Source organism: Nodosilinea sp. P-1105 (assembly GCF_012911975.1).
GTDB lineage: Bacteria > Cyanobacteriota > Cyanobacteriia > Phormidesmidales > Phormidesmidaceae > Nodosilinea.
In genome coordinates, this window is record NZ_SMDQ01000015.1 from 29,396 (window position 1) to 54,478 (window position 25,083).

The 25,083-nt window shown below is 53.7% G+C and carries 22 protein-coding genes; 13 read left to right on the plus strand and 9 right to left on the minus strand.

The window, feature by feature from the left end; genetic code table 11:
• The first annotated feature begins 14 nt into the window (after positions 1-14).
• Together E1H13_RS09105 and E1H13_RS09110 are read left to right on the plus strand one after the other, a co-directional pair.
• On the plus strand, positions 15-1,181 hold the full coding sequence (locus E1H13_RS09105) for a SpoIIE family protein phosphatase (protein ID WP_169613097.1): 1,167 nt from the start codon (positions 15-17) through the stop codon (positions 1,179-1,181).
• On the plus strand, positions 1,181-2,191 hold the full coding sequence (locus E1H13_RS09110; RefSeq protein ID WP_169613098.1) for a hypothetical protein: 1,011 nt from the start codon (positions 1,181-1,183) through the stop codon (positions 2,189-2,191). The genes E1H13_RS09105 and E1H13_RS09110 overlap by 1 nt, the downstream gene beginning before the upstream one ends.
• Here E1H13_RS09110 and E1H13_RS28290 read toward each other — a convergent pair.
• From E1H13_RS28290 to E1H13_RS09130, 4 genes are all read right to left on the minus strand, one after another.
• The gene (locus E1H13_RS28290) at positions 2,163-3,641 is read right to left on the minus strand and encodes an alpha/beta hydrolase (RefSeq protein ID WP_347404139.1); all 1,479 of its coding nucleotides are present in this window, start codon (positions 3,639-3,641) and stop codon (positions 2,163-2,165) included. The genes E1H13_RS09110 and E1H13_RS28290 overlap by 29 nt on opposite strands.
• Before the next feature lie 99 nt (positions 3,642-3,740).
• Positions 3,741-4,343: a Spy/CpxP family protein refolding chaperone gene (locus E1H13_RS09120; RefSeq protein WP_169613099.1), complete on the minus strand. Its 603-nt coding sequence runs from the start codon at positions 4,341-4,343 to the stop codon at positions 3,741-3,743.
• Between the two features lie 85 nt (positions 4,344-4,428).
• Complete coding sequence (locus E1H13_RS09125; protein WP_169613100.1) at positions 4,429-5,223, minus strand: YoaK family protein; 795 nt, start codon at positions 5,221-5,223, stop codon at positions 4,429-4,431.
• A gap of 151 nt (positions 5,224-5,374) precedes the next feature.
• Complete coding sequence (locus E1H13_RS09130; RefSeq protein WP_169613101.1) at positions 5,375-6,265, minus strand: antibiotic biosynthesis monooxygenase; 891 nt, start codon at positions 6,263-6,265, stop codon at positions 5,375-5,377.
• A gap of 592 nt (positions 6,266-6,857) precedes the next feature.
• Between E1H13_RS09130 and E1H13_RS09135 the strand changes: the two genes are divergently transcribed.
• Positions 6,858-8,294, plus strand: coding sequence for a nucleobase:cation symporter-2 family protein (locus E1H13_RS09135; protein WP_169613102.1), 1,437 nt, complete (start codon positions 6,858-6,860; stop codon positions 8,292-8,294).
• 306 nt (positions 8,295-8,600) lie between these two features.
• Positions 8,601-10,559 carry an iron uptake porin gene (locus E1H13_RS09140; protein WP_169613103.1) on the plus strand — a complete coding sequence of 653 codons (1,959 nt, stop codon included), beginning with the start codon at positions 8,601-8,603 and terminating at the stop codon, positions 10,557-10,559.
• 307 nt (positions 10,560-10,866) lie between these two features.
• On the opposite strand, the gene E1H13_RS09145 is transcribed toward E1H13_RS09140, so the two are convergent.
• Both E1H13_RS09145 and E1H13_RS09150 read right to left on the minus strand, forming a co-directional pair.
• Positions 10,867-12,306, minus strand: coding sequence for an ion transporter (locus E1H13_RS09145; protein WP_169613104.1), 1,440 nt, complete (start codon positions 12,304-12,306; stop codon positions 10,867-10,869).
• Positions 12,303-12,491, minus strand: a complete 189-nt coding sequence (locus tag E1H13_RS09150) for a CPXCG motif-containing cysteine-rich protein (RefSeq protein ID WP_169613105.1) — start codon at positions 12,489-12,491, stop codon at positions 12,303-12,305. The genes E1H13_RS09145 and E1H13_RS09150 overlap by 4 nt, the downstream gene beginning before the upstream one ends.
• Before the next feature lie 85 nt (positions 12,492-12,576).
• On the opposite strand from E1H13_RS09150, the gene E1H13_RS09155 reads away from it, so the two are divergent.
• Positions 12,577-13,194: a hypothetical protein gene (locus E1H13_RS09155; protein WP_206070266.1), complete on the plus strand. Its 618-nt coding sequence runs from the start codon at positions 12,577-12,579 to the stop codon at positions 13,192-13,194.
• Between the two features lie 223 nt (positions 13,195-13,417).
• Here the strand turns inward: E1H13_RS09155 and E1H13_RS09160 are convergent, their stop codons facing one another.
• Positions 13,418-14,422: a phosphoribulokinase gene (locus E1H13_RS09160; RefSeq protein WP_169613107.1), complete on the minus strand. Its 1,005-nt coding sequence runs from the start codon at positions 14,420-14,422 to the stop codon at positions 13,418-13,420.
• 884 nt (positions 14,423-15,306) lie between these two features.
• Between E1H13_RS09160 and petH the strand changes: the two genes are divergently transcribed.
• The 3 genes from petH (at position 15,307) to E1H13_RS09175 (ending at position 19,163) form a co-directional block, all read left to right on the plus strand.
• Positions 15,307-16,533 (plus strand): ferredoxin--NADP reductase, encoded by a 1,227-nt coding sequence (petH, locus tag E1H13_RS09165; RefSeq protein WP_169613108.1) that lies wholly within the window; start codon positions 15,307-15,309, stop codon positions 16,531-16,533.
• 364 nt (positions 16,534-16,897) lie between these two features.
• A complete protein-coding gene (locus tag E1H13_RS09170) occupies positions 16,898-18,232 on the plus strand; it encodes a homoserine dehydrogenase (RefSeq protein WP_169613109.1) in 1,335 nt (444 codons plus the stop codon).
• A 241-nt stretch (positions 18,233-18,473) separates the two neighbouring features.
• Positions 18,474-19,163: a glycerophosphodiester phosphodiesterase family protein gene (locus E1H13_RS09175; RefSeq protein ID WP_169613110.1), complete on the plus strand. Its 690-nt coding sequence runs from the start codon at positions 18,474-18,476 to the stop codon at positions 19,161-19,163.
• A 9-nt stretch (positions 19,164-19,172) separates the two neighbouring features.
• On the opposite strand, the gene E1H13_RS09180 is transcribed toward E1H13_RS09175, so the two are convergent.
• Positions 19,173-20,294: a geranylgeranyl reductase family protein gene (locus E1H13_RS09180; RefSeq protein ID WP_169613111.1), complete on the minus strand. Its 1,122-nt coding sequence runs from the start codon at positions 20,292-20,294 to the stop codon at positions 19,173-19,175.
• Between the two features lie 66 nt (positions 20,295-20,360).
• Positions 20,361-21,032, minus strand: a complete 672-nt coding sequence (locus tag E1H13_RS09185) for a Uma2 family endonuclease (protein ID WP_240966555.1) — start codon at positions 21,030-21,032, stop codon at positions 20,361-20,363.
• 174 nt (positions 21,033-21,206) lie between these two features.
• On the opposite strand from E1H13_RS09185, the gene E1H13_RS09190 reads away from it, so the two are divergent.
• From E1H13_RS09190 to E1H13_RS09210, 5 genes are all read left to right on the plus strand, one after another.
• On the plus strand, positions 21,207-21,785 hold the full coding sequence (locus tag E1H13_RS09190; protein ID WP_169613113.1) for a Uma2 family endonuclease: 579 nt from the start codon (positions 21,207-21,209) through the stop codon (positions 21,783-21,785).
• Positions 21,786-22,241: 456 nt separating this feature from the next.
• Positions 22,242-22,760 (plus strand): carboxypeptidase regulatory-like domain-containing protein, encoded by a 519-nt coding sequence (locus E1H13_RS09195; protein ID WP_169613114.1) that lies wholly within the window; start codon positions 22,242-22,244, stop codon positions 22,758-22,760.
• A complete protein-coding gene (gene cbiM / locus E1H13_RS09200; protein WP_169613115.1) occupies positions 22,760-23,404 on the plus strand; it encodes a cobalt transporter CbiM in 645 nt (214 codons plus the stop codon). The genes E1H13_RS09195 and cbiM overlap by 1 nt, the downstream gene beginning before the upstream one ends.
• Before the next feature lie 4 nt (positions 23,405-23,408).
• Complete coding sequence (gene cbiQ, locus E1H13_RS09205; RefSeq protein ID WP_169613116.1) at positions 23,409-24,212, plus strand: cobalt ECF transporter T component CbiQ; 804 nt, start codon at positions 23,409-23,411, stop codon at positions 24,210-24,212.
• Positions 24,213-24,226: 14 nt separating this feature from the next.
• Positions 24,227-24,997 carry an energy-coupling factor ABC transporter ATP-binding protein gene (locus E1H13_RS09210; protein WP_347404141.1) on the plus strand — a complete coding sequence of 257 codons (771 nt, stop codon included), beginning with the start codon at positions 24,227-24,229 and terminating at the stop codon, positions 24,995-24,997.
• Positions 24,998-25,083 lie beyond the last annotated feature (86 nt).

The window sequence follows — 25,083 nt, forward strand, 5'->3', positions numbered from 1 at the left end:
ACCTCACCTCTCTGATGGCTGTAGATAACTTCATCGATATCCATAGTGCTAGCCTCAACAAGCGGGGCGAGGAATTGTGTGGCGATAAGGTCAAATATTTAAAGACAGGTCCTAAAACCACCGTGGTGCTCTCCGATGGGTTGGGTAGCGGGGTCAAAGCCAACATTTTGGCGACCCTGACCACCGAGATTTTGATCACCATGCTGAACGCGGATGTGCCCCTAGAAGAGGTGCTAAAGACGGTGATTGCCACGCTGCCCATCTGTCAGGTGCGCAAAATTGCTTACTCGACCTTCACCATTTTGTGGGTCGATAGCCGCACCAACCAATTCAAAGTGATTAACTTTGACAACCCACCACCAGTGTTTTGCCACCAGGGTCGGGTTAACCCCTTAGCGATGCAGGTTCAGGAAATTCTGGGTCGCAAAATTCAGTCGGCGGAAGGGTGGCTAGAGCGAGGGGATTTTCTGGGGGCGATTAGTGATGGGGTGCTCTATGCCGGCATGGGCATGACCATGAATTTTGGCTGGGGGTGGGACAACATTGCCCAGTATGTGGAAGGGGTGCTGGTCGGCAAATCCCACACCGCCCGCACCATTGTCAAAGAAGTAATCGACCATACCTTTGAGTTATACCAGGGGGCGGTGGGTGACGATGCTACCTTTGTGGGCCTTTACATTCGTCAACGCCATCCCCTAATGATTTTTACTGGCCCCCCCTTGGCGGAAGCTCAGGACGAACAGTACGTGAATCAACTGCTGGATTTTGAGGGGCGCAAGGTGGTCTGTGGTGGGACTACCGGCAATATCGTCGCTAGCTATTTGGGGGAAATCGTAGAGATGGACTTGTCTACCATGCGCCCCGACTTGCCCCCCATTGGCATGTTAAGCTGCGTCGATCTGGTTACAGAGGGCATTCTTACCCTCTCTAAAGCCACGGAATACATCCGCCACTGCCACTGTGATCTGGGGCGTCTACGGTTTGACAACAACGGCGCCTACCTGTTGGCCCGGGAGATTTTGCAGGCGGATGCCATTCACTTTTTAGTCGGCCAAAGCATTAACGAGTTTTACCAAAACCCGCTCTTGCCCAAGAACATCTCCATCCGTCGGAGTTTGATTGAGGAGCTAGTGGCGGTGTTACGCCACTTTCAAAAAGAGGTCACAGTGGATTATTGCTAATGACATCACCCTTGGCCATCAATTGCCCCATCGACGATATTTTAGGCAGCCTCTGGGCCTATGGGCAGCGCTATGGACTGCCCGAACGCCCTGCCCAGCGGCAAGGGCTGGTGGCTACCCTGTGCCAACTGAGGGCCAGAGCCATGTCTGTGACGGTCTCTACCCATCAGTTGGAGTTATGGATCCAGCAGGTCTTAGCCCAGTTTGAGTCTATGGCGGTGATGCAGACCGTGGTTGACGCGGCCCAGGATCGGCTGGCCCAGCGGGCCTACCAGTGGCAAACGGCGCTGGAGCAGCAGGTTAGGCACACCTTGAATGCCTATGTCCAACGCTACGCCCCAGACCTGACGGTGGAGATGATTCAGGATGTGGTCGTAGCGGCCATTCCGCTGCTCGACTACGGCACAATTACTAAGGCAGAGGTGCATGGGCTGGTGGATCAATTGGCGGAAACCTTTGACGTGCAAATGCCCCTGAGGTCGACCCATAACCCTGTGTATATAGAGCTCGCGGCAACTTTAGCGACAGTACTGCGTCAAAACCCCCTAGAAGAGGCCGTAAAGCAAACGGTCACTGCCTATGTGTCCGCTGTGATCCCCAGAATCACCCGGATTGGTGCGGATCTGATCGCTAACGCCCTCAGCGCCATTCTCAACAACCAGGTGAACTTTGGCATTGATGTCAATGTTCACCTGGTCGATCGTCAATTGTTGATTCAGCAGGTGAGCTTTAAGCTCAATACCATGGAGCAGTCTCCGATCCCATCCAAATCAGCTGAGCAGATGGCCGCTGAGTTGCATCAGGCGGTGGCAGACTTTCTTCGCGATCGCGATCATTCCCAGGACTTGAGCGACCCATTAGCAGGCCTAATTAGCGAGGATGGTCTATCCATCTCCAGCCCTTGGACCTCGACCCGTACGCAGGTCAGTCCAGAAACAGCTTCATCGGAACCGGTCGCCCCCGACACCTCTGTTACAGATGTTACAGAACTTCCTCCTGCTCAGCCTTAATGGTACGGAGAGCCTGCCAAAAATCCTCGTAGTGGAGCCAACCCACGTAGCCGGAGTACAGGAGTGCCGCCTCGGCATCGACCACAAACACATGGTCGATGCCTAACGGGTGTCGCCACACATACAGGCTAGTGCCGTCGTCTAAGGTTAAGTATCGCTTGGCTCGATCAAAGGCACGCAGATGGGCATCGGTCATCCCACGAATTTTCCGTAGCCGCTCTACCAGAGGGTGCTGCATCAGTGGCAGGCTGAGGATCTGGCCATCCCAAAACTGGTGGATATGTTCGACCACAGCCGGATGGTACCGCATGTCTGCATGGCTGAGGCCCTCTAGACAGACAAATTGAGCATTGGGCACTTTCGTACTTTCCACAGTAATGGTGCCATCGCTGCCTCCGTCGGTATTACCCGCCAGCACCAGGGTGTTGATGGCAGCGGCGATCGCCATAGCCAGAGGACGGCGATCGCGACCTAAGTCAGCGGCAATTCCCAGGCCCACTTGCAGCGGATCGATAATACGGCCCAAGTCGGCCCCGCCCACGGGGGACGCCACCAGCACCAAAGCCTGCACCCTGGGCCACCACTCGGGATGGCGAGTCAGCACTTCCAGCCAGACTAGCCCCCCCATGGAATGGCCAATAATTCGGAGAGGCACAGTGGGTTGCTGGTCGATCACCGCCGTGGCGATTTGGTCTACCGCCTCAATTAGCGGTGCCATGCGCAGCCAGGTCATGGCGTAGTTCAGACTGGGAGCCACAATTTCAGTGGCCTCAGTGGCCAATTCCTGGGCCAGGGCCAGCATCCACCGATTGTTATCGGCCCAGCCATGTTGGGCAAACAGAATAAAGTCTGCCGTAGGGTGTTGATGGGTCGTTAACACGGTCATCAGTGGTCTCCAGGGCAGTTTGACAATTTCGTACAGGTTAGCGCTCTGCTGGTGGTAAATCTGAATCTCTCGGTCTTTAGCCTTAAGCTGGGCTTTGTACTTGCGCTCTGCAGCTTTGAGGGCTTTTGGGTAGCCCTGCATAAAGCTGCGGTGCAGAGGTTCTTGATCAGAATCGGGAGCCGCCTGGAGTTTGACCACGACCACGCCGTCGCCTTTGTTTTCAATGGCTTGAATGGCTAACTGGGCATCCCCATGCTCCACCTGTATCTGGTTAAGGGTTTGAATAAATGCCTTCCAATCGACCCCATCGCGGAAGATCAGGTCGATGGTGTCAAGCACTTCTCGAAACAGCTTGGTAAACTCGCCGGGTCCAAAAACACCGCTGCTGGGGCGGCGCTCTTGCTGATTGCGCAGCAGGTACACATAGTTCAGGTACACATAGTTGTAGTGTGCCCCCTCTAAATAGATGGAGCTTTCGATGTTCCAGGCTTCTAGGGTGGCCCCAGCTGGCTTCGGTAAAGCCGGCCCCTTGCAGAAAGCTATCTTAGCTGCCCCGAACTGCACAACGTCTGGGGCGGCTAAACTGACACGTCCCTGTCCCCAACCAGGGCGAGAGCACCTGCAAGCCTATACCCCCTTTGCTGCCTTTTGCCTTTTCAAGCCCTAGTCTTCTGCCATTGCCTCCATCTTTTCAGTAATCTTGGCCTTGATCTCCTCCATGCTGGGCATGAATTCCTTTTTCTTCTCAAACCCTAGCTTGATCTTTTCGCCAATTTCCTCCGCTGTGGGGGCCATTTCCGCCCCTGGGGTATCCGGTGCAAAAGCATTCTTAGCTTCCATACCCGCCTTAATTTTCTCGGTAATTTCCTCAGCTGTTGGCATAAACATTTCCTTCTTCTTCATGAAGACTTCCTTCTTTTGCTCGGGGGTCAGGGTGGCAAACAGTTCCCCTTTGGGTAGAGACTTCATGGCGGCAGACAGCTCTGACTTTTGTTCTAATGTCAAAGCCATAGACTTAAAGGCCTTCCGCAGGCTGTAGCCATCTTGAATAGCTGCTTCAAACTTTTCCTGCTGTTCGGGAAATAGAATACTTTCGATTTCAGGCACATACTTTGACGCTAAATCATTGATATAGGCCTGCTGGTCTTCGGTCAGATCTAAATCATTAAGCCAGGGTAAAAAGAAGGGCTTTGCCTGCACTGGGCTAGCAACCAGCACCAGAGATAAAACCGCACACAGAATAACGGCCAAAAACTTGCGTACCATGCTGACGTAATCTCCTTGTCTAATCTAGATTGAACAAATCTATATCGAGCAAACGAGCCAGGCTGGGAGCCTATCTGATCAAGCCCTAATCCTTATCCTTGGCAGCCTTGGCATGTTCAGTGAAGGCCACAATCGCCATAAATGAAATTACAATTGTAGGCAGGACTAAACTCCACCAAGTTTCAGAAATCAGGACAAAATAGGTGGCGGCCAAACCGCCTAGAGCAAACCCAAACATGACCGGCAATACCCGTCCCATGCGCTCCATCGATTCAGCGGCGGCAGCTACTGCCTTCATATTATCTTTGGCCGCAAACTTGGAAAGAACCACTTCGACAATATCAATGGTGAGCTGCGTCGTATTACCCGTCATAACCGTAGTTGGTATATAGCTCTTGAACACCCCTTTAGCCTCTTTCATCAATGCATTCTGAATCGCCATTGCCACGACCCCAGCAATGCCAATGGGCAAAATGTATTCTTCCTGGATGCTGAAAATTAGAGCTGGAGATAACGTTACCCCAATAATCAAGAAAACGATTAGGGCGATCGCTTCAGCGGTCAAAAGTACAGCAAATACAGGCCAGTCTTTTTTGCGGGCATAGCGAGCCAGCAACGAGGTGGCTGCTACGGTAATCATAAAAGCTGGGAACATGAGCAGGTGGGTGATGGTTGCCTCTTCATCAGCATTGACAAACTCATAGCCAGCTAAGGCAATGTTGCCGGTGACATGGGCGGTAAAAATGCCAAATAAAATGATGAAGGCCGACGTATCGACAAAGCCCGCTACCCAACCTAGCATAAACCCTGCAGGGCCATCGTTAAGTAAAAAGCCGCCAAGGCTGAATTCTGACTTAGTAATGGATGGACTTGCAACCATAGTGAATTTAAGACGGTGAATTTAAGATGAGACCTGGCAAGCAATCAGACAGGATATAGCGGACGGAATTGCAGGTATAGTCAAAACGGCACCTATGCACAAACATCATCCTGGGTGATAATCACTGCTTCAGTAACAGACGTGACCTTATCTAGTCTTTATCGTACGTTTCTGGCTTTGACGAAATCACCTTCACGACTTGATAAAGGTTGTCATCAGTTGTCATCAGCACGGGCTCCTTTTCTGGCTCAGTTGATTCTGGCTTAACTGAGTCCTGCTCAACCGATTCAGTTGTCAGGGTGATTCTGGGGATTTGGTCGAGATCAGAAAACTCTGTGGTGTTACCCCAGTTGGCTAAGAGCGCCACATAGGGAGATTCGACTCCCTTCAGAAGTACCGTTGTACGCGGGGCTGGATACATGGCTGGCACGGCGGCCAGGGAGGTTTGGGCCATGGCTAAGAGATCATCCTGATGCTCCACCGTATCCGTGGTAAAACCACTGAACTGAACCAATGATGCACCGCCTGCGATCGCGGCTAATAGACCAGGTGGAGACACCACCTGGTCAATCACGAAAGAGGCTGTCAAAAAAGGCTCGACTGCGGTAGCCTTGGTTTCTGATTGGCCTTTATCTTTGGCTTTCTTATACTTTTCGTAATATTTTGTATAGTCTTCAGCCTGACTGGCGTCGCTAGTTAGAGATGCTTTAAAGGCATCATAGCTGGCCTGGTCTTGCCACTGGGTCAGCTCGATAATGCGGGCACCATCCTGGCTGGCGAGCATAGAAAAGCTGTGGAATCCTGGGATCTTTTTGTAGAAGGACTTACTTGTCTTGAAGAAGGTTTTAATGGTGTCAGCCTGGGTTTCAGCGGTGGTTGCATAGACCGACACCATATTCACCTCTCCACTCGCTGAATCAAACATCAGCAATTCGGGCGTTTTATTGGCTAGGACTGCTTCTATGACCACCCCCCAGCCCATGACCATAACGCTGAAGAATAGTCCAATAGCAAGCAGATTACGTTGCAGTGATCGAATCATAGACGTGCCGATCTTATCTCCCTAAAAGCAACTCAGCACCGCCTAACCCAGTGGCGCTCTGTTGTGGACTATGGCTGAACTGGATCGAATCGTAACGCCACAGGTAAACGACTAAATGTAGCCGGATATACGGTCTGGCAAAATCATGGTTCACAAACCCAAGAAAAGGTATTCTCTGATACTGTTTATCTGGCGCGATCGCCTCTTTGTGACTCTGTTGATGACCCGATGATGACCCGATTACAGCTATCTTGTTGACCTGCAAAGCGCCTCAAGGCTAAGTCCCATAGGGCTTCTTCCTGTCTTGTGTTTAGGGTTACAGAACTTGCTCGCCATTACCTCTATAAAGGTAAACACCTTAAATGTATACAGTACACCGTACGCAAAGAATATAGCCGCAGTTGTTAAACGTTGCTGAAACCTCCCCTGGGAAGGATGCCGAGACTTGGATTTTTCCTTTTCCGTCGATGTTCCTAACACTCACAGCAAGGGATTTTGTAGCGTCGGCAACAATAAAACTTCTGGGGGCTTGTAACTCTTTGATAGGTCACGCAAGTTCCGTTTAACTAGCCACGTCTTGTTTGGAGGGTACATGGCACAGGCAGACCGGGAAAACATAGTTGAAGAAACTAAAGAGGCTGAAACAGTTCGAATCGATTCTGAGTTACTTTACGGTTTACATGACCGTCCTTCCTTTGGAGAGTCAACGATTGTAGCCATTCAGCACGTTATGGCTTCTTTCGTCGGTATCATCACGCCGCCACTGCTGATCAGTAATGCGCTTGGTGTGGATGCATTAAACACCAGCATTATTATCAGCATGTCTTTGTTTATGAGTGGTGTTTGTACCTTCATTCAGTGCCGCCGGTTTGGCCCTGTGGGGTCTGGACTGCTGAGCTTGCAGGGAACTAGTTTTGCCTTTCTAGGGCCAATCATTGGTGTTGGTGTCGCTACCATTGATGCAGGGAGTACCCCTGAACAAGCCTTGGCCCTAATTTTCGGCTGTTGCTTTTTTGGCTCATCAGTTGAAATTCTGCTCAGTCAGTTTTTGCATTTGGGGCAACGCATTATCACTCCAGTTGTCTCTGGTACCGTGGTGATGATCATCGGGCTCAGCCTGATTCGGACAGGGATTACTAGCTTGGCCGGAGGGGCGGCAGCGCAGGCTGGGGGCACCTATGGCAGTGTGCAAAACCTGCTGCTGGGAGGGATGGTGTTAGCGATTGTGGTGGCTTTGACCCTATCCCCTAACCGCTATTTACGGATGGGGGCGATCGCCATTGGTTTGATCATTGGTTACCTGGTTGCACTGGCTTTAGGTATCGTTAATTTTGGTGCCCTGAATGAGCTTCCCCTGTTTCGTTTACCTATTCCCATGCGCTTTGGGTTTGACGTCACCTTTGCGGCCCTGGCTCCCTTCTTAATTCTTTACCTGATTACGGCGATTGAAACGATTGGGGACTTAACGGCTACCTCGGCTGTATCTGGGGAGCCGGTGAAAGGGAATATCTATTTCCGCCGCATCAAGGGGGGTGTCTTAGGGGATGGGATTAACTCTGCCCTGGCAGCCGTATTCAACACCTTTCCCAATACCACCTTTAGCCAAAACAACGGTGTCATTCAAATGACCGGCGTCGGCAGTCGCTATGTGGGTTTCTTTGTTGCCGGTATCTTTGCCCTGTTGGGGCTTTTCCCGCTGTTGGGCGGTGTTTTGCAGGCCATTCCTCAGCCTGTGCTGGGAGGGGCCACCATCGTGATGTTTGGCTCTATCGCCGTGGCTGGCTTAAACATTGTGGCGTCTACGGGGTTAGATCGCCGCTCAGCGGTGATTGTAGCGGTTTCCCTAGCATTGGGGCTTGGGGTCGTCTATTCTCCGGAAATTTTGGCCGACAAACCCCCTCTGATTAGGAATGTATTTTCCTCAGGGATTTCGACCGGTGGTTTAACGGCTATTTTGCTCAACATTATTCTGCCGGGGCGTCCCCCTGCACCCCGCCGCACCCCTGACCCAGCGGCGGCCGAAGCCTAATATCCGCAAGCCTGGAGGGAACCCCAGCCAGGCTATTTCGATGTTTTGGCCAAGGGTTTTGATCGTCCAAAGGTCTTGGCTAAATCCGGCGATTTGAAAAAACGACATATTTTCTGGGCTGTTCTTTCAGCTACATATCGCCATCAAGTTCCTTGATACCGTCAAGGAGTTTTATACCAAGTCCAGCTCGAGATCTGGAGTTTTCCCACCAGCAGAACTCTAGATCTGGACTTGGGTTTGATTTAATTTCAGACATTTATGGTGTGAGGAGTACGAATGCTTAACCATGTTGTTCCTAGCGCAGTTATGCGCTGGTTTACGGCTGCAAATTGTCGCCGTAGCCTGTGGTCGGTGGCCTTGCTATTGTTGCCTAGCTTATCTGCGGTGGCCGCTGAGCCCCCGACGGCTGAGTCCGTGTCTTCTGGGGCCGTGTCTTCTGGGGCAGGGTTGGCTGCGATCGCCCCTAGTTCTGCCACCACTGCTTCAGTCGCAACTTTAACTCCAGACGGATTAGCCGGGGCTGAGGTTCCCACCACCGTCCCAGTAACAGCTCTGGGGGAAGATAGCTCTCGCCTTGGCTTTGCCGATGGGGGCGTGGAATTGGCGGAAAGTAGCCTTGCTGAGCCCGCTAACACTTTCCAGGTGAGCTATCTGGCGGCTAGTCTAGACACTAGTGAACGGCTCCTGCCAATGGCGACGGATTTAGCCCAGGTGACCCGGGTAACTGACTTCTCAGACGTGCTGCCCAGCGACTGGGCGTTTCAAGCCCTGAGCGGCCTGGTGGAAAACTATGGCTGTATTCAGGGGTATCCCGATCGCACCTTCCGGGGGCAGCGCAGCATCACCCGCTTTGAATTTGCCGCTGGCCTCAATGCCTGTCTAGACGTACTAGCCACCCTGATTGGCGGTGTGGCTGGGGAAGATTTAGAGGTAATTCGGCGCTTACAAGACGAGTTTGCTGTGGAGTTGGCGTCTCTCGATGGTCGGGTTGACCTGCTGGAAGCGGAGGTGGCGGAACTGCGATCGCAGCAATTTGCCACCCAAACCAAACTGCGGGGATCGGCTTACTTTAACCTGGGCACCGGCTTTACCAATGGGGCCATTTTGGCCGAGGGGAACAGCGTCTTTGCGGCCGCCCGAGACGGTGCGGGGCAGCCCGTTGTGCGCACCATCGATCGCGATCCCGGCACCCCGTTTGGTGGGCTCACCTGGATCAACATGGACACCTCCTTCACCGGAGCTGACCGACTGAAACTACAATTCACCGCTGGCTCTGGGACTGGGGTCGGTAACTTGTATGGCTCTGCCGGGCTATTCAACACTTTCGGGGTGCCCTTCACCTTCCAAAGCGGTGGTGGTGGTAACTACAGCTTGTTTATTCGGGAGCTCAGCTACCAGTTTCCCCTGGGGGATAGTCTCACGGTGGACATTGGACCTCGGATTAACTGGTACGGCTACTTCGATCAAAACCGCTACACCTTCTTTGGCACCGGGGCCAACAGCTTTAACTCCAGCGGTAGCACCCTAGTCAATAGCCTGGACCGGGGGGCTGGTGTCATCGCCGTGTGGGACATTGCCAACTGGCTCGACCTGCGAGTGGGCTACCTGGCGGAAAATAACGAGTTTCTACCCGGAACTCGGGCTGCGTCAGATCCGACCCGTGGCCTGTTTGGCGGCACCAACACCCTAACCGGTCAAATTGGCTTGCGCCCCTTCAACAACCTCAACCTGCGATTCCTTTACACCCGCTCCAACATTGAGCCAGCTCCGGGCACTGGCTTTATTGGCGGTAGCTTCCAACCCATTTACGGGTTTGCGGATGATGGATTTGGTGGTCCGTTAACCAATGCCCCAGCGGATACTTTTGTGGTCAATTTTGACTGGACCCCGGCCAGCTGGCTGGGGTTGTTTGGTCGCTATAGTTATGGTTCCACTCAGTTAACGTCTGCCACAACCGGTGCCAGAGTAGGAGACGTCAACGCCCAGGCATTCCAGTTTGGCCTTGCCTTCCCCGACTTGTTTAAAGAAGGTGCTCTGGCCACCCTGTCCTATGTCATCCCCTTTGACGTAACCGGTGGCCGCGAGTTTCTGATCTCCGGGGGTGGGGATGGCGGTACCCAGCAAGAGCTGGAGCTATCGTACCGATACCCTCTGACCCGGAATATTGCCCTGATGCCGTCTGCCTATTGGATTATGAACGCCAATAACTTCGACAGCAATCCGGACATCTTTATCTTTAACCTCCAAACTCAGTTCTCCTTCTAGACCTGTCTCAGTTGTCTGTCCTCAGACGCCTTTACCCGGTTGGTACCAACCAGGGCAAAGGCGTCTTTTTTTGGCCCTGCCGCAATCCTGCCAAAACGCCGGTACAGCTCCCAGCGCTTGACTAACGGCGGTGCCCTTCGATAGAACAGGAAGAAACCCGGTGAGGGCGTTTCTTGGGGCTTGTGGGCAGAGCCCACCCTACGATCGGAGCCGTGTTTCTTAGGAGGGTTCTGTCCTGGAATATCGAGAAGTTCACAATCTATGAATCCAAGAACCCTGGGATCTTGGGCTAACCCCCTCATCCTGGTCAATCCTCCCGAATTTTTGGAGTTTTGCGGGCAATCACCACCATCTGGTCTTTGTGGGCTAACCGGTAGCTGGCTGGGGGGTTAACGAGGGTGTGACGCTTGGGATGGCCAATTTCTAAGGCAATAATCAGGGCATCTTGGCGCTGCTTCAGTCGATCCACCGCTTGCCAAAAGGGCAAATCGACCCAGGAGGCGGGCACCGGTAGTTTATAGATTTGGTTGCCCACCTGCACGGTCAATAGTTCTGCCAGTACGTCAACAGACCCTTGGGTGCGGGCGGAAGATGCGATCATGTGACTGGCAATTTCATCAGAGACAATCACATCATCTACCCCAGCGACTTTAAGTTGGACGTCGTTTTGGCGATCGAGTAACTGGGCACAGGTGTAGACTGCTGGGTTTAGCTTTTCAATGGTGAGGGCGGCCAGTACCGTGCGGGCGTCAATGTCTTGATCGCTGCGGGGGCGGGAAGAATCAGCCAGTAAAATAGCCCGAGAGGCATGGATGATGCGAATGGTTTCCAGCACATCAATGCGGGTATAGTCGCCGGTATAGCAATACAGCTGCGACAAGTTTAAGTGTTGTAACGCCTTTTCTGGGGTTTCGGTAAATTCGGCAACAATCACAATCACATTATCTTCGATCTCCGGGTCCATCAACAGCTCTTCTACCACATGGACCCCATTGCGGTTCCAGCCACAGATGACGGTATGGCCGGTCAATTCATCAAGCTCAATCATGTGAAATCCTACTGCAGAACGTAGCCGCTGGACCATGGTGGCCGACACCAAACCCGTAACCACCGCAAATAAGGTCAACCCCCCCAACATCAACATCAACGTCAGCGCTTTGCCGACAGCCGTTTCAGGTTCCCCACCAATGGGTTCAGCTCCTACTAACATAAACAGGCTCCACCAGATGGTTTTGCCTAAAGAATCAAGGTCTGGGTTTTGGCTACTTTCAATTAAATAAAGCCCCAGGGCACCAGACAAGACAATCACCCCCAAGGTGGCCAACAATCCCACTTGAGCTCCTAGCCCAATCGCCAAAGATGAGGAAAATCGGGCTAAGTTATGGTTCACCAAAATGCTGGCCCGCAGCAGCCGCAGCAGCCGCAGCAGCCGCAGTACGGGAAACCGGTAGGGAAAAGGAAACACCGCTAAAAGGTCAAACCAGTAGTGGCGGAAAAACCGAGCCTTGTTGCGGGCGGCCCAGTAGCGAGTCCCCAGTTCTAGCCAAAAAATAGCGGTGAGCCCGGTTTGCAGGTGTCGTAGCCGCATGTAGCCTAGACTATCTGGGGTAGACCCCACCTCCACAAACACCAAAATTACCGATAGCAAAATTAGGATAATTAATACCAGCTCTGTACCAGGGGCATGGAGAAACCGATTGACCCGGGCTTTAAGCGACAACGGCGAAGGCTGTAGCAAATTGCTCATTCTAGATAGTCGGTATTGATCTGGATGTCCAGGCTGACATCATCAACGGTGATATAGAGCTGGTTGGGGCGGCAGCACACCTGGCAGTCTTCGATATAGGTTTGGCTCAGCCCAGCCGATAGATCCACAAAGGTGGTATTCACCTCTCCACAAAAGGCGCAGGTGTAGTCAGCCGTAGATTCCATAGGGGTGCAAAATAAAGTGCAGGAGTTACCATAGGAGGTTGGGGAACGCCAAAGGTTCCCATAGCGTCATGTCTCCCATAGCGTCATGCAATTAGCCCTGGCCGTGGGGGCCAGATTGTTGACTATTTACGAGGCCATGATGAAAACAATTCCATTTGCTACCCTACCACTGGTTTTAGTCGGTTTAGCTGGCATGCCCCAGGGGTTAGTTAACGCCCCCGTGGCCCAGGCCCAAGTGTTTGTGTCGGGGCCGGTGCAAGCGGTCAACCCCACCCAAGAAAAGTTGTTCCTCAACAACGATACAGTGGTCGAACGATCGCTGACTGTTAGCAGCGCCACCACCATAAACGGTCGGTCAGTGCCCGCTGGGTCGGTGATTCGGGGCCAATTTGAGCCAGCTCCTGGTGGGCTACGCTATGTGGCCACCTCAGTTGAGGTGGGCAATCAGATTTATCCTCTACAAGCGACCTCTGACCTGCTCCATGATGTCAAAGACCCTCGGGAAACCACAGGCGGCGCGATCGCCCGAGATGCCGCCATTGGTGCCGCTGGCGGAGCAGCCCTAGGCGGTATTTTTGGCCGTCGGGTCAGCGTGGGCAGCATTGTTGGCGGTGCCGCCGCTGGAGCTGTCATCGGCAACACCACGGCCCAGCGAGTCGTGGTGATCGAGCCCAACCAGGCCATTACTTTGCACGTGCAATAAATGGCGTATTCCTCAAGGCGGGAAGCTATGCCCGTAATAGAATTCAGGAGCTAGCAGTCAGAATATAAGAAGGGTTTGGATTCTGACTCCTAGCTTCTGGCCTATCCAAAATTTCCCGGCTTAAATGTGACGCACACTCCTTGAAGCATGCCAAAAAACAGGAGAGAATAGCAACTATGTCCATTCTCTCCCCTGTAGACTAAGCCAAACTAGCGTCGGTGGCCTAAGCGTGGGTAGCCACTTCCATATTGGTCGCGGTTAGGCGCTCATAGGTGGCGCGCATCTTTAACCCCACCAGCACCTGGAATAGGCCGCTGCCATTGCCCGAGCCAGGATATTCCCGGTGCTTGAGTAGCAGCTCGGTCATTTCACCGTAGTACTTGGTAGAGGTATTGCTAAGGTGACTTTCGATATAAATCATCTCTTCTAAACGATCAAACTGACCGTCCACCTCGAGTACAGAGACGTCATGGCCGTAGTAAGAGTCAGGGCCGTAGTGCATGCGAATGCCGGGGTAAGAACAGGTCAACTTGCGGCCACAGGGAATCCAGTCGATGGTTGACCCCTCGTCGAACAGATAAACTGGATCGAACCCGGCTATGCCTTCCCGTTGCATCAGCCGTACCCGCAGCACCTTTTTCTCTTCATCGTTGGGAATCAGCTGGGTGGGTAGAATCTGAATCACCACATCAGCGTACTGCTTCTGAATATCAACGTACGCTTCAAAGTCGGGACGGCGGGCATTAATCGAGGCCAACACATCTTCGTAGCGGTGCCCCCGCTCAGCCATGTCTCGCTGGATTTTCCAGGCGATTTTTACCTCATCGCTGATATCGAGGTAAACGCTGAAGTCAATCAGCCCACGTACGCGCTCGTCATAAAGGGGATGGAGCCCTTCGATCACAACGATACGGTTAGGGTCAACCCGCTCAGGCGGATCAAGTTCCCCAGTTTCGTGGTTGTAGATGGGCTTATCAATGCTTTTGCCTTCTTTCAGGGCTTTGATCTGCTCATACATCAGATCAAAGTTGTTAGCCTCGGGGTTGAGGGCTGTAACCCCGGCAGCTTTCCGCTGCTTGCGATCAAGGCTGTGATAGTCATCTAGGCAAATAACCGTAATTAGCTCAGCGCCAAACAAATCACTCAGGCGCCGTAGAAAGGTAGATTTGCCGCATCCAGAATCCCCTGCGACACCGATTAGAACGACTTTGTCTGACTTGCTAATCATAGGTTCCCTCTAAACAACTTTTATACGGTGAATGCAGTTCAATCAGGCACAGAAGATTAGACCGTTACTTCAGTGCTGGCCGCAATTTCCCCTAGAGAAAATATCTCGCACAATGCCACACTTGTGAACCTCAACTAGCCTTGATACTGTAACCCCGTGAGGCCGTGAAGCCGGGATACAGCATTGCTTCAAGGAAGTATTGAGAAGTATTGATCCAAGGAAAAGTGAGACTGGCCTCAGCAGCCCCTCAGACCGGCTCAGTGACTGGCTGAGCGGCAAAACGCCTTTCAACGCCACCTCACAATGCCACTCCTGAAACGGAGCCACTGGCATTAAATCCACTGGATCAGCGTAATCAAGTACTACGCGGCTGAAGCAACCCCAAAGCGATAAGTATTTCTACCGCATTTATGATTATCCTATCAGAACCAGGTATCCCCTACAACAGTTTTGAGGCGGGGATACGCTCCAAAATACTTCAAGCCCGTTAGTCAGCTGTCAGACTTTGAGGCTAGGCACATGGCCTAGCCCTAGTAGATTAAGCCGTCTGAGCCGGTGGTATGGGCTGAAAGCACTCCCCATTATCCCCAATTGTTTAGACTGACTTAACCTTTGATGCTGCAAGGAACACAGTCTGAGCCTGAAGCTTTGACTACAGTGGAAGATATCAATGGGTTATCGATCGCGGTGGTCTGGTTGATGATGGCTGTAAATGACTTGTGTACTCTGAAATTGACACCGTCTTACAGTGATACTGTAGGGTAAAGAATGCTGGATATTGGCGGCGAGGTATCCTTGGCCACCATGTTGGCGTTTTTGCGCGACAGGGCATGGCGATATGTCTTTGTTGCAGTTAGTTGGGTCCAGAGAGTCACAAGTTAACTATGTACAATCCAAGTGTGAGCGGCGGCAACGCCAGTACCTTAGCTGGTAGCCGTTTATTTTTATACGAGGTGCAGGGCTTGCGCCAGAACGCTGAAACCGATCAGATGAATAGCCCCATTCGCAAGAGTGGCAGCGTCTTCATCACGGTGCCCTACAGTCGTATGAATCAAGAAATGCAGCGGATTACTCGGTTGGGCGGCAAAATTGTCAGCATTCGCCCCATCGAAGATGCAGGAGCTATTAGCAACCAGACGCCTACTGTGATCGATGCGCCCACAGCGCAACCAGAAACCACAGAGAAGCCCATGACTCAAGCAAAACCTAAGGCCGCGACCACTAGTGTTCCGGTTAATCTGTATAAGCCTAAAGATCCCTATATTGGCAAAGTGATGTCCAACGAGCCTCTGGTTCGGGAGGGCGGCTCGGGTATCGTACAGCATATTACTTTTGATCTCTCTGGTGGCAACCTGCATTACTTAGAGGGTCAGAGTATTGGCATTATTCCCGAAGGCACCGATGAGAATGGCAAGCCCCACAAGCTACGGCTGTATTCCATCGCCTCCACCCGCCATGGCGATCATATGGACGACAAAACCGTATCCCTCTGTGTGCGTCAGCTCGAGTACAAGCATCCTGAAACTGGGGAAACGGTATACGGCACCTGCTCAACCTACCTGTGCAACATCGAACCTGGGGCAGGTGTCAAAATTACCGGACCAGTAGGCAAAGAAATGCTGCTGCCTGACGACCCCGATGCCACCATCATTATGCTGGCTACGGGTACCGGTATTGCGCCTTTCCGAGCCTATCTCTGGCGGATGTTCAAGGAAGAAGAGAAGAAGGCCAACCCCGACTATGACTTCAAGGGCTTTGCCTGGCTGATTTTTGGCGTCCCCTATACCCCCAACATTCTCTACAAAGAGGAGTTGGAGAAAATGCAGGCCGAGTACCCCGATAACTTTGAGCTCACCTATGCCATTAGCCGTGAGCAGCAAAATGCAGAAGGGGGCCGGATGTACATTCAGCACCGAGTTGCAGAACATGCTGAAAAGCTGTGGGAGCTGATGCAGAAGCCCAACACCCACACCTACATGTGTGGTCTGAAGGGGATGGAAGACGGCATTGATGAGGCCCTGTCTGCCGAAGCCAGTAAGCATGGGGTTGACTGGGTAGAGTTCCGCAAGCAAATGAAGAAACAGCACCGCTGGCACGTTGAAACGTACTAGTGGTCTATCAAGTTAAAGGTGACAGGCTGAAAGGGAGCACGGCTCACGGTTTAAGGTCTACGGCTGGCCTTAAATCGCAGGTCGTAAATCATCAACCCCAGTTCGCAGAACCCGCCATTATCAGATTGTCTGGGCATTTCTGAGCATTAGTGGGAACTGCCTGAGAAGTCGCTTTGAGACGCCGCCAAGTCCAGCCATGGCCACGACCTAGGCTGGACCTTGACGTGAATAACGCTAGGCTACAGGAAGGGCGAGTCGTCCTTCCTGTTTTGTTTGGTGCCATTGCTGATACTAGCGATGGCACCACCGCCCACGAATCCCTTTACAATTGGGTCAGAAATGATGCGATTAGGACTTAAGACCGTTGGTGATTAACGTTGGTTTACTGGGCTTAGGAACGGTAGGGTCGGGGACCGCCAAGATCTTGCTTGATCCGGCCCACCGTCATCCCTTGGTTAGCCGATTGGCCTTGGCGAAGGTGGGGGTACGCAGCTTAGATAAGCCCCGCCCAGTGGAGATTCCGACCGATTGCCTAACCACAGATTTAGAGAGCATCGTCAGCGATCCCGCCATTGACATTGTGGTGGAGTTAATTGGTGGGCTAGAACCAGCCCGATCGCTGATTCTCAAAGCCATTAGCCACGGCAAGCATGTGGTTACCGCCAACAAAGCGGTAATTGCCCGCTACGGGGATGAGATTTTTACCGCGGCCAACGCCGCTGGGGTCTATGTCCTACTTGAGGCGGCAGTGGGGGGCGGTATTCCCGTGGTTCAACCCCTGAAACAAGCCCTGGGGGTGAATCACATCCAGGCGGTGACGGGCATTATCAACGGCACCACCAACTATATCCTCACCCGTATGCAGCGGGAGGGGGGGGATTTTGAGCCGATCTTGGCTGATGCCCAGCGCCTCGGCTATGCCGAAGCTGACCCCTCCGCTGATGTGGATGGCCTAGATGCGGCTGACAAGATTGCGATTTTGGCCTCTCTGGCCTTTGGCGGCCGAATTAAGCTGTCGGAGGTCTACAGTGAGGGGATCCGCCATGTCACCGCTGCCGATATTACCTATGCCAACCGCCTCGGCTTTGTAATTAAGCTGTTGGCGATCGCCCGCCGCTGTTCTCCCGATCCTGAGGCGGCGTCGGGGGATGAACCAGTAGATGAGCTTCAACTGCGGGTGCACCCTACCCTGGTACCAGAGGCGCACCCCCTGGCCACGGTTAACGACGTATACAACGCGATTTTGGTAGAAGGGGACCCAATTGGCCAGGTGATGTTCTTTGGTCCTGGGGCCGGGGAAGGCCCCACGGCCAGTGCCGTGGTATCAGACATTATCAATATTGCCGCCACCCTGATTTCCGGTCAGGGCACTACAATTACCCCCCAAACCGCTAATCCGCTGTTGGCCTGCACCCACCAACACTATTGCAAAATCAGCCCCATGGCCGACCTGGTCAGTCGGTTTTATCTACGGCTGCTGGCCGAAGACCAACCCGGGGTCATTGGCAAACTGGGGCTGTGTTTTGGCCGTCACCATGTCAGCCTGGAGTCGATTGTGCAAATTGGCATGCGGGATAACCGAGCTGAGATTGTGATTGTCAGCCATGAAGTGACGGAAGCCAACTTCCAAACCGCCCTGGATGAAATTCGCGAGTTCTCTGAGATCTATAGCGTTCCTAGTGTGCTGCGGGTGCTGTAGAGGATGTCGCGATCGCCCTTGTTGTCATAGCGGCCCACCCGCTTGTATCCCAGTACCTTGACGGATAGTGGGTCTATGGTTTTAAGTTCTGCTAAGGCAAGGGGGTAAACGATTGACCCTTGGCTCTATGTCATGCATGGCTTGTTGGTTGAGGACTACTGACCCACTCTACCCATGGGTAAAAGGGGGCCACGGTTGATGATCCCAGCTATCTGGCCAGCGCCATTGATGAGGCCAATCCATGGAATGGATTTCAACTCGACCCATTGCCCACCGGGGTCTACACCGGGGGGGCCAGGTGCCAGAGAATTCTTTGGCGGCGTTTCGGGCGGCGATCGCGGCTAATCATCCCATCGAGCTAGATGTGCAATTGCTGGCCGACGGGCACATAGCGGTGTTCCACGACCGCGATCTAAAGCGATTGACGGGCAAAAGGGGGCGGCTGGCGGGGCAAACCTTGCACAGTATCCAGCACTTTCACCTTTTAGGCAGTGATCAAACGATTCCGGCCTTAGCGGATGTACTGGCTCTAGTGAATGGTCAAGTCCCCCTGCTGATTGAAATTAAAAATGAAAAAAAAGTCGGCCCAGCCGAACAGGCCTTGCTTAAAACCCTGACGGGCTACCAAGGTGACTTTGCGGTGCAGTCTTTCAACCCGCGATCGCTCCAGTGGTTTAAGCGCCAGGCGCCATCGGTGCTGCGGGGGCAACTGGCCAGCAAGCCCCAGCAGTTTCTGCGTAGCCACCTGCTCCTCACCTGGGCTAGCAAACCCCACTTTATTGCCTATAACGTCAAAGCCCTGCCCAATCTGCCCACCACCCTGGCCCGTCACAGCTTTCATCTCCCCCTACTCGCCTGGACGGTCCGAACCAAAACTGACCAAATCAGGGCCAAGAAGTATGCTGACAACTACATCTTTGATCCGTTTTAAGAGATTCGTTTAAGACAACAGGCCACCGCTGAGACGCTTCATCACCCGATTGGCGATGTCGACGTACTGTACTTCCCCCGCCAGAATCTGCCCCAGGCGCTGAGTCGCCGTAGGCCGCTTGATGCCCACTCGATAGCCAATGCCGGGCACCCGAAAAAACAGCCCCGAAATGCGCTTGGCCCATTGCATGTCGGCTCCCCAGGAGTCATGCATGGTGGCCGTATAGCCCGCCAAGGTGTCACTCTGGCCCGTCAGGGCGGCGTGGATGGCGGCAGCAGCGTTCACCCCACTGATCATCCCAGGACGAATCCCCTCAGCACTGAGGGGGTCGACAATGGCGGCGGCTTCCCCCACCAGCACCGCCCGATGGGTATGGAGGGGATGGTTGCCGTCCCATAGTTTGAGCGGGTGGCTGTGGAGGTGGCCTTGCCCCTGGGACAGCCCAAAGGACTGACTGTACTGGTCGATGATTGAACTGATGTTTTTGGGGGATTTACCCAAAAAAGTGGCGGCCCCGATCGAGTAGCCCTGCTGCTTGGGGAAGTTCCACAGACAGCCCTGCTTCAGCAAGCCAAATTCAAAGTTAATGGCGCAGTCATCACTGACTGGGGTTGCCATTGCCACCTCCAGCACGCTGGCCGATCGCAAGGGCACCGCCGGAAACCCCAACCACTCAGCCATCGGCCCCTGGGCCCCATCCGCCGCTACCACGTAAGCCGCGTCTAAGGAGCCGGTATCGGTGATCACCTGCCAAACATCTCCTTTTGATTCAAGGCCAGTCACGGCGGTGCCTTGCTTCAGCACGGCCCCTTGCCCCCGGGCCTGCTGCACCAAAAACTGGTCAAACACCTGGCGCTGCACCATCCAGATTGGGTCGGTGGTGGTTAGGGCGGCTTCAATCGGGTCCCCCAGCTTCCAGGTATAGCGGACCCGGCGCATCTGGCGATCGATGGCGGGGGCAAAGTCAAAGTCAAAGTAAGCGGCCACACTGGGGGAAACTGCCCCGCTACAAGGCTTATAGCGAGGTAGGGAATCTTTTTCGACGATTAAAACAGAGTGCCCACGCTTAGCCAGGTGATAGGCAGTGGATGCCCCGGCTGGCCCAGCGCCAACCACAATACAGTCGTACATAGCTAGCAGATGAAGGTAATGAAATCAGCTTTCCCTCTAGCATCTTGGCACACTATCGACGCTTGCCTATGGCCTCGGTGGGTGGGTTAGCCATTGGCGAAACTGACGGATTAAGCTGTTTTCCCCTAACCCAGGCTGAATATCACGGTCGGGGAAGCGGAGGCTGACAAAGTGGGTGATATCGGTGGCGGTAATCGGGGAAAGCGCTAAGCTGCGATCGCGTTGTACATAGCCACCGTCGTTTAACCCATAGATCGTCAGGGTTTGCCCGTCATAACGCCAAATTTCAGGAATACCCAAGTCAGCATAGATAGAAAATCGGTCCAGAGAACTACGGGTGATGTCAATCTCCACGGCTAAATCAGGGGGTGGAAACCGGCTCAGGTCCACCTGTTCAACATCCCGCACCCAAGCTTCATGTTGGATGTAATAGCACTGATCCGGCTCCAGACCTCGTTCCAAATCAGCGCGATCGCAGGTGCGTGATCCCAAACTGCGAATTTCTAAGCCTAGTTCCTCAGTTGCAGCCTCAATCAGCCGCCCCAGCAATTTTTTGTAGGTTTCATGGGGGTCTAGGGGCATGCGAATTTCGAGGGTGCCGCGATCATAGGTCAGACGCACCCTCGGATCTGAATCAAAATCTCGAATCAGCAGCTGGTAGGTTTGCCAGCTGATGTTTCTCAAAATGACCCGATCTGGACTTTGGATCAGGGTAGCTGCCATAGAGCTTCGGCCCATGAAGTCAGTTTCCCTTAGCTTAAACCATTGGACTGTCTCCCACCCACCTCCCCAACCCCCTAGCCACCGCAGCGACGTATCCTGATGGCTGCCGCGAACAATCGACTGGGGTATGGCATGAGTGTGGTTGTTCTTCGCTATGGTAAGAGCAGCCTGAGCATTGAGGCTTCTGTTATGACACCCGCAACCAATCGCATTCGATGGACCACAGCAGATCTGGCGCTGTTTTCTGATGATGGCAAGCGCTACGAAATTATTGATGGAGAACTGATCGTGACCAGAGCGCCGCGATGGAGCCATCAGGAAGTGACTGGTCGAATCTTTGCTGCCCTGGATAACTGGTGCCAGGATACAGGGCTGGGGCGAGCGGCCATTAATCCTGGCATTATTTTCACCGATGAAGATAACGTCATTCCTGACGTGGTGTGGGCCAGCAACGAGCGCCTAGACGTTCTAATGGATGAGGCTGAGCACCTGACCGGGGCTCCTGAGCTGGTGGTAGAAGTGTTGTCTCCAGGGAAGAAAGACGAACAGCGCGATCGTCAGCTTAAACTCAAGTTGTATTCCCAGCAAGGGGTGCAGGAGTATTGGATTGTTGATCAGACTCTACGACAGGTACAGGTTTATCGTCGAGATTATGCTGTGCTGACCCTGGTGGTTACCCTGCAGGGGGCTGACAGCCTGACCTCACCGCTTCTACCTGATTTTGCCTGCCCCCTAAGGCGCATTTTCGGTCGGCAAGGAAGCCCATAACGCACCAGCCTGGTAGTGTTCTGAACCCAAGTGAACGCGTCTACACCCCATCACCCACACACCTTCCCCACCCGTGGGTTACGGCGGCATTTGATTGGCCTGGCGATCGCCCCAACCCTGACCGCCTAACCCACGCTACAGCCTCAACTCCATATCCTTGCCAGGGCGGACACACGGGTCGGCAGATGAAAAACGAAAAACGAAAATAGAAAAACGAAAAGGGGAGAACTCAAAGTTCAAAGTTCCTCTCGGGAAGCGGTGCATTGCGGGCCCAGGTTGACCGCCAATACCCAGGCCCCGACCGCTAATGCACCCTACGCTTTCAACAATTCAAAATCCAAAATTCAAAATCCAAAACCACCCCACCTTCCCCATTTCCCCACCTCCCCACCTCCCCACCTCCCCAACCCCCCCCCAGGGATTGAATTTTCCTGGCAGACGGGTTAAGTAAACGGTATGACCTATCGAACATTACCTCGACTAATCGCTGCTTTAGCAACAGGGGCCACCCTGGGTTGGGCAATGCCAACTCTGGCCCACGGTGTGGTTTTGGGCTACGAACCAGTCAATAGCGTAGAGATTCAGGCCCATTACGACACGGGCGAGCCGATGGCGGAAGCCCAAGTGGTGGTCTACGCCCCTGACGATCCCACTGAGCCCTGGATGCAGAGCACCACTGATGCGGATGGCCTGTTTACGTTTACCCCCGATACCTCCCAGCCCGGTAACTGGGAGGTGATGATTCGTCAGGCGGGCCACGGTGGCATCGTGACCGTGCCAGTGGCTGCCGCTAATGGCGAAGCGGTGGCTAGTAACGACTCTGGGGCTGATGACAATGGAACCGCCGTCGTTCAAAGGCAACCCGATACAACCTCGTCAGAAAATCTGTCGTCTGTGCAGCAGGGAATTGCCATTGGTGCGGTAATCTGGGGATTTATTGGCACAGCGTTGTTTTTTGTTAGGGGTAAGCGGTAGTGCATATTCCAGATGGCCTGATTCCTGCTCAGGTCTGTGCCGCCGGATACGCCATCACCGGGCTAACCACCTGGTATTCGTTGCGGCAAATTAACCGTAAACCTGATCCCACCGCCGAAATCCCAAAGGCGTCTTTACTGACGGCGGCTTTTTTCGTGGCGTCATCGATTTATGTACCGGTGCCGCCAGTGAGTGTCCATTTGATTTTGAATGGGCTGCTGGGAGTGGTGCTAGGGTATTTTGCTTTTCCAGCGATTTTGATTGGCTTGTTTTTTCAAGCACTGATGCTTGGCCACGGGGGGCTGACTACCCTGGGGGTAAATGCGGCGATGATGGGAATCCCAGCCCTGGTGGCTTACCACCTGTTTAACCTGAGGCAGGGTTTGGGGCAGGTTTTACCTGACCGGGTTGCCCTGGGGGGGTTTGCCTTCTTAGGCGGAGCGGTGGGCCTGGGGTTGTCGACGTTAATTTTTTTGGTGCTGGTAATTACCACGATTCCCGCCGGGTTTGATGTGGACACGGAACGCCAGGTTGTGCTTACCCTCAGCCTGGCCCATGTTCCTTTGATGGCGATCGAGGGGGCGTTTACCGCCATGCTGGTGTTGTTTTTACATCGGGTGAAGCCTGAGCTGCTGGAGGGCTGACCCCATGGCATTGGTGAGTTCAGACGCCTATGTGCAGGGCACATCCATGGTGCATCGCTGGCCCCCTCGGCTAAAGCTGGTGGGGCTAGGGGCGCTGATGTTTGCTTTTGCTATGGTGCAGCAGATGGTGTTGCTGCTGCCGATCGCCGCGATCGCCGCTGGACTCTATGGTCTATCGGGGCTGCCCCTGAGCCTTTTAAGCCATCGACTGCGTTACCCAGGGTTGTTTATTGCCGCCGTAGTGGTGCTGCTGCCCTTCACGTCCGGGGACACGGTGATCGCCCAGTGGGGTTGGTTAGCGCTACGTCAGGAGGGGCTAGAGGCAGCCGGCTTGATTGTGGTGCGGTTTGTCTCAATTTTGACCCTGGGCTTTATTCTGTTGGGCACCACGCCTTTTTTGACCATTATCCAGGCCATGCGGGGGCTGGGACTGCCCAAGATTTTGGCGGATATGACCCTGCTGGCCTACCGCTATCTGTACGAAATTGCTGAAAATCTGGCCACCATGCAGCAATCTATGGCGCTCAGGGGCTTTGGCCATCAGCCCCGACGTTGGGGAGTGAGTCGTCGCACGGTACAGCAGCTGGCCATGCTGGTGGGTAGCTTGCTGCTGCGCAGCTATGAACAGTCGGAACGGGTATACAAAGCCATGCGGTTACGGGGGTATGGCTATGGCCCGGGTAACCAGGCTACCTTAGGAAGGGGCAACGCCAATGGCCAGTTCCGGGCGGGATGGGGGTTAACCGTCGGTGTGTTGGCCATGGCGGTTTGTATTGTTGCAGTAGAGGTGGCGTTATCGATAGGCTAAGTTCTGGTGCGGCCATAGCTAATTCCCAGGGCAGGGCAGGGCAAGAAACAGAGGCGATCGCGACTCGCTCTATCTCCTTTGCGTACCCCGACCGGCCCGACGTGTTGTGCGACATTTCCCTAGAGATTCGCCAGGGGGAGCGGGTGGGCATCATTGGCCACAATGGCTGTGGCAAGACGACGTTGTTTATGCTGCTGTGTGGGGTGCTGACTCCAGCATCGGGGGACATTATTCTATTTGGCGAACCTCTAAAACCCGGACAGTTTCGACCAGAGGTGGGCCTGCTGTTTCAAGACCCCGATGACCAACTATTTTCGGCCTCGGTGTGGGATGACATTGCCTTTGGGCCTCAAAACATGGGTTTTTCCCCAGAGGAGGTGGCCGTGCGGGTGGCTGAGGCGGCTGAGATGGCGGGGGTAACCCACCTGCTAGATCGCTTACCCCACCACCTATCAGGGGGGGAAAAACAAATGGTGGCGATCGCAGGGTTGCTGGCCATGACCCCTAAAATCTTGCTCTATGACGAACCGACCGCCAACCTAGACCTGCGTACCCGGCGACGGCTGATTCACTTTTTACAAACCGCCTCGGAAACCCTGCTGATTTCCTCCCACGATCTGGAATTTGTGCTGGAGGTCTGCGATCGCGTGGTGCTGATTGACGACGGGCGTATTGTTGCCGATGGCTGCCCCCAGGTGGTGATGGGGGATCAGACCTTAATGGAGGCCCATGGTTTGGAGAAGCCCCATTCGCTGATGCCCCATCGGTCTAGCCACCACGGCTGAGATCAAAAACGAGCTATGGCAAAACCCTAGAACGCCGGTACAGATCCCAGGGCAGAATCCAAGGATACCCCAAGAATCATAGTCAA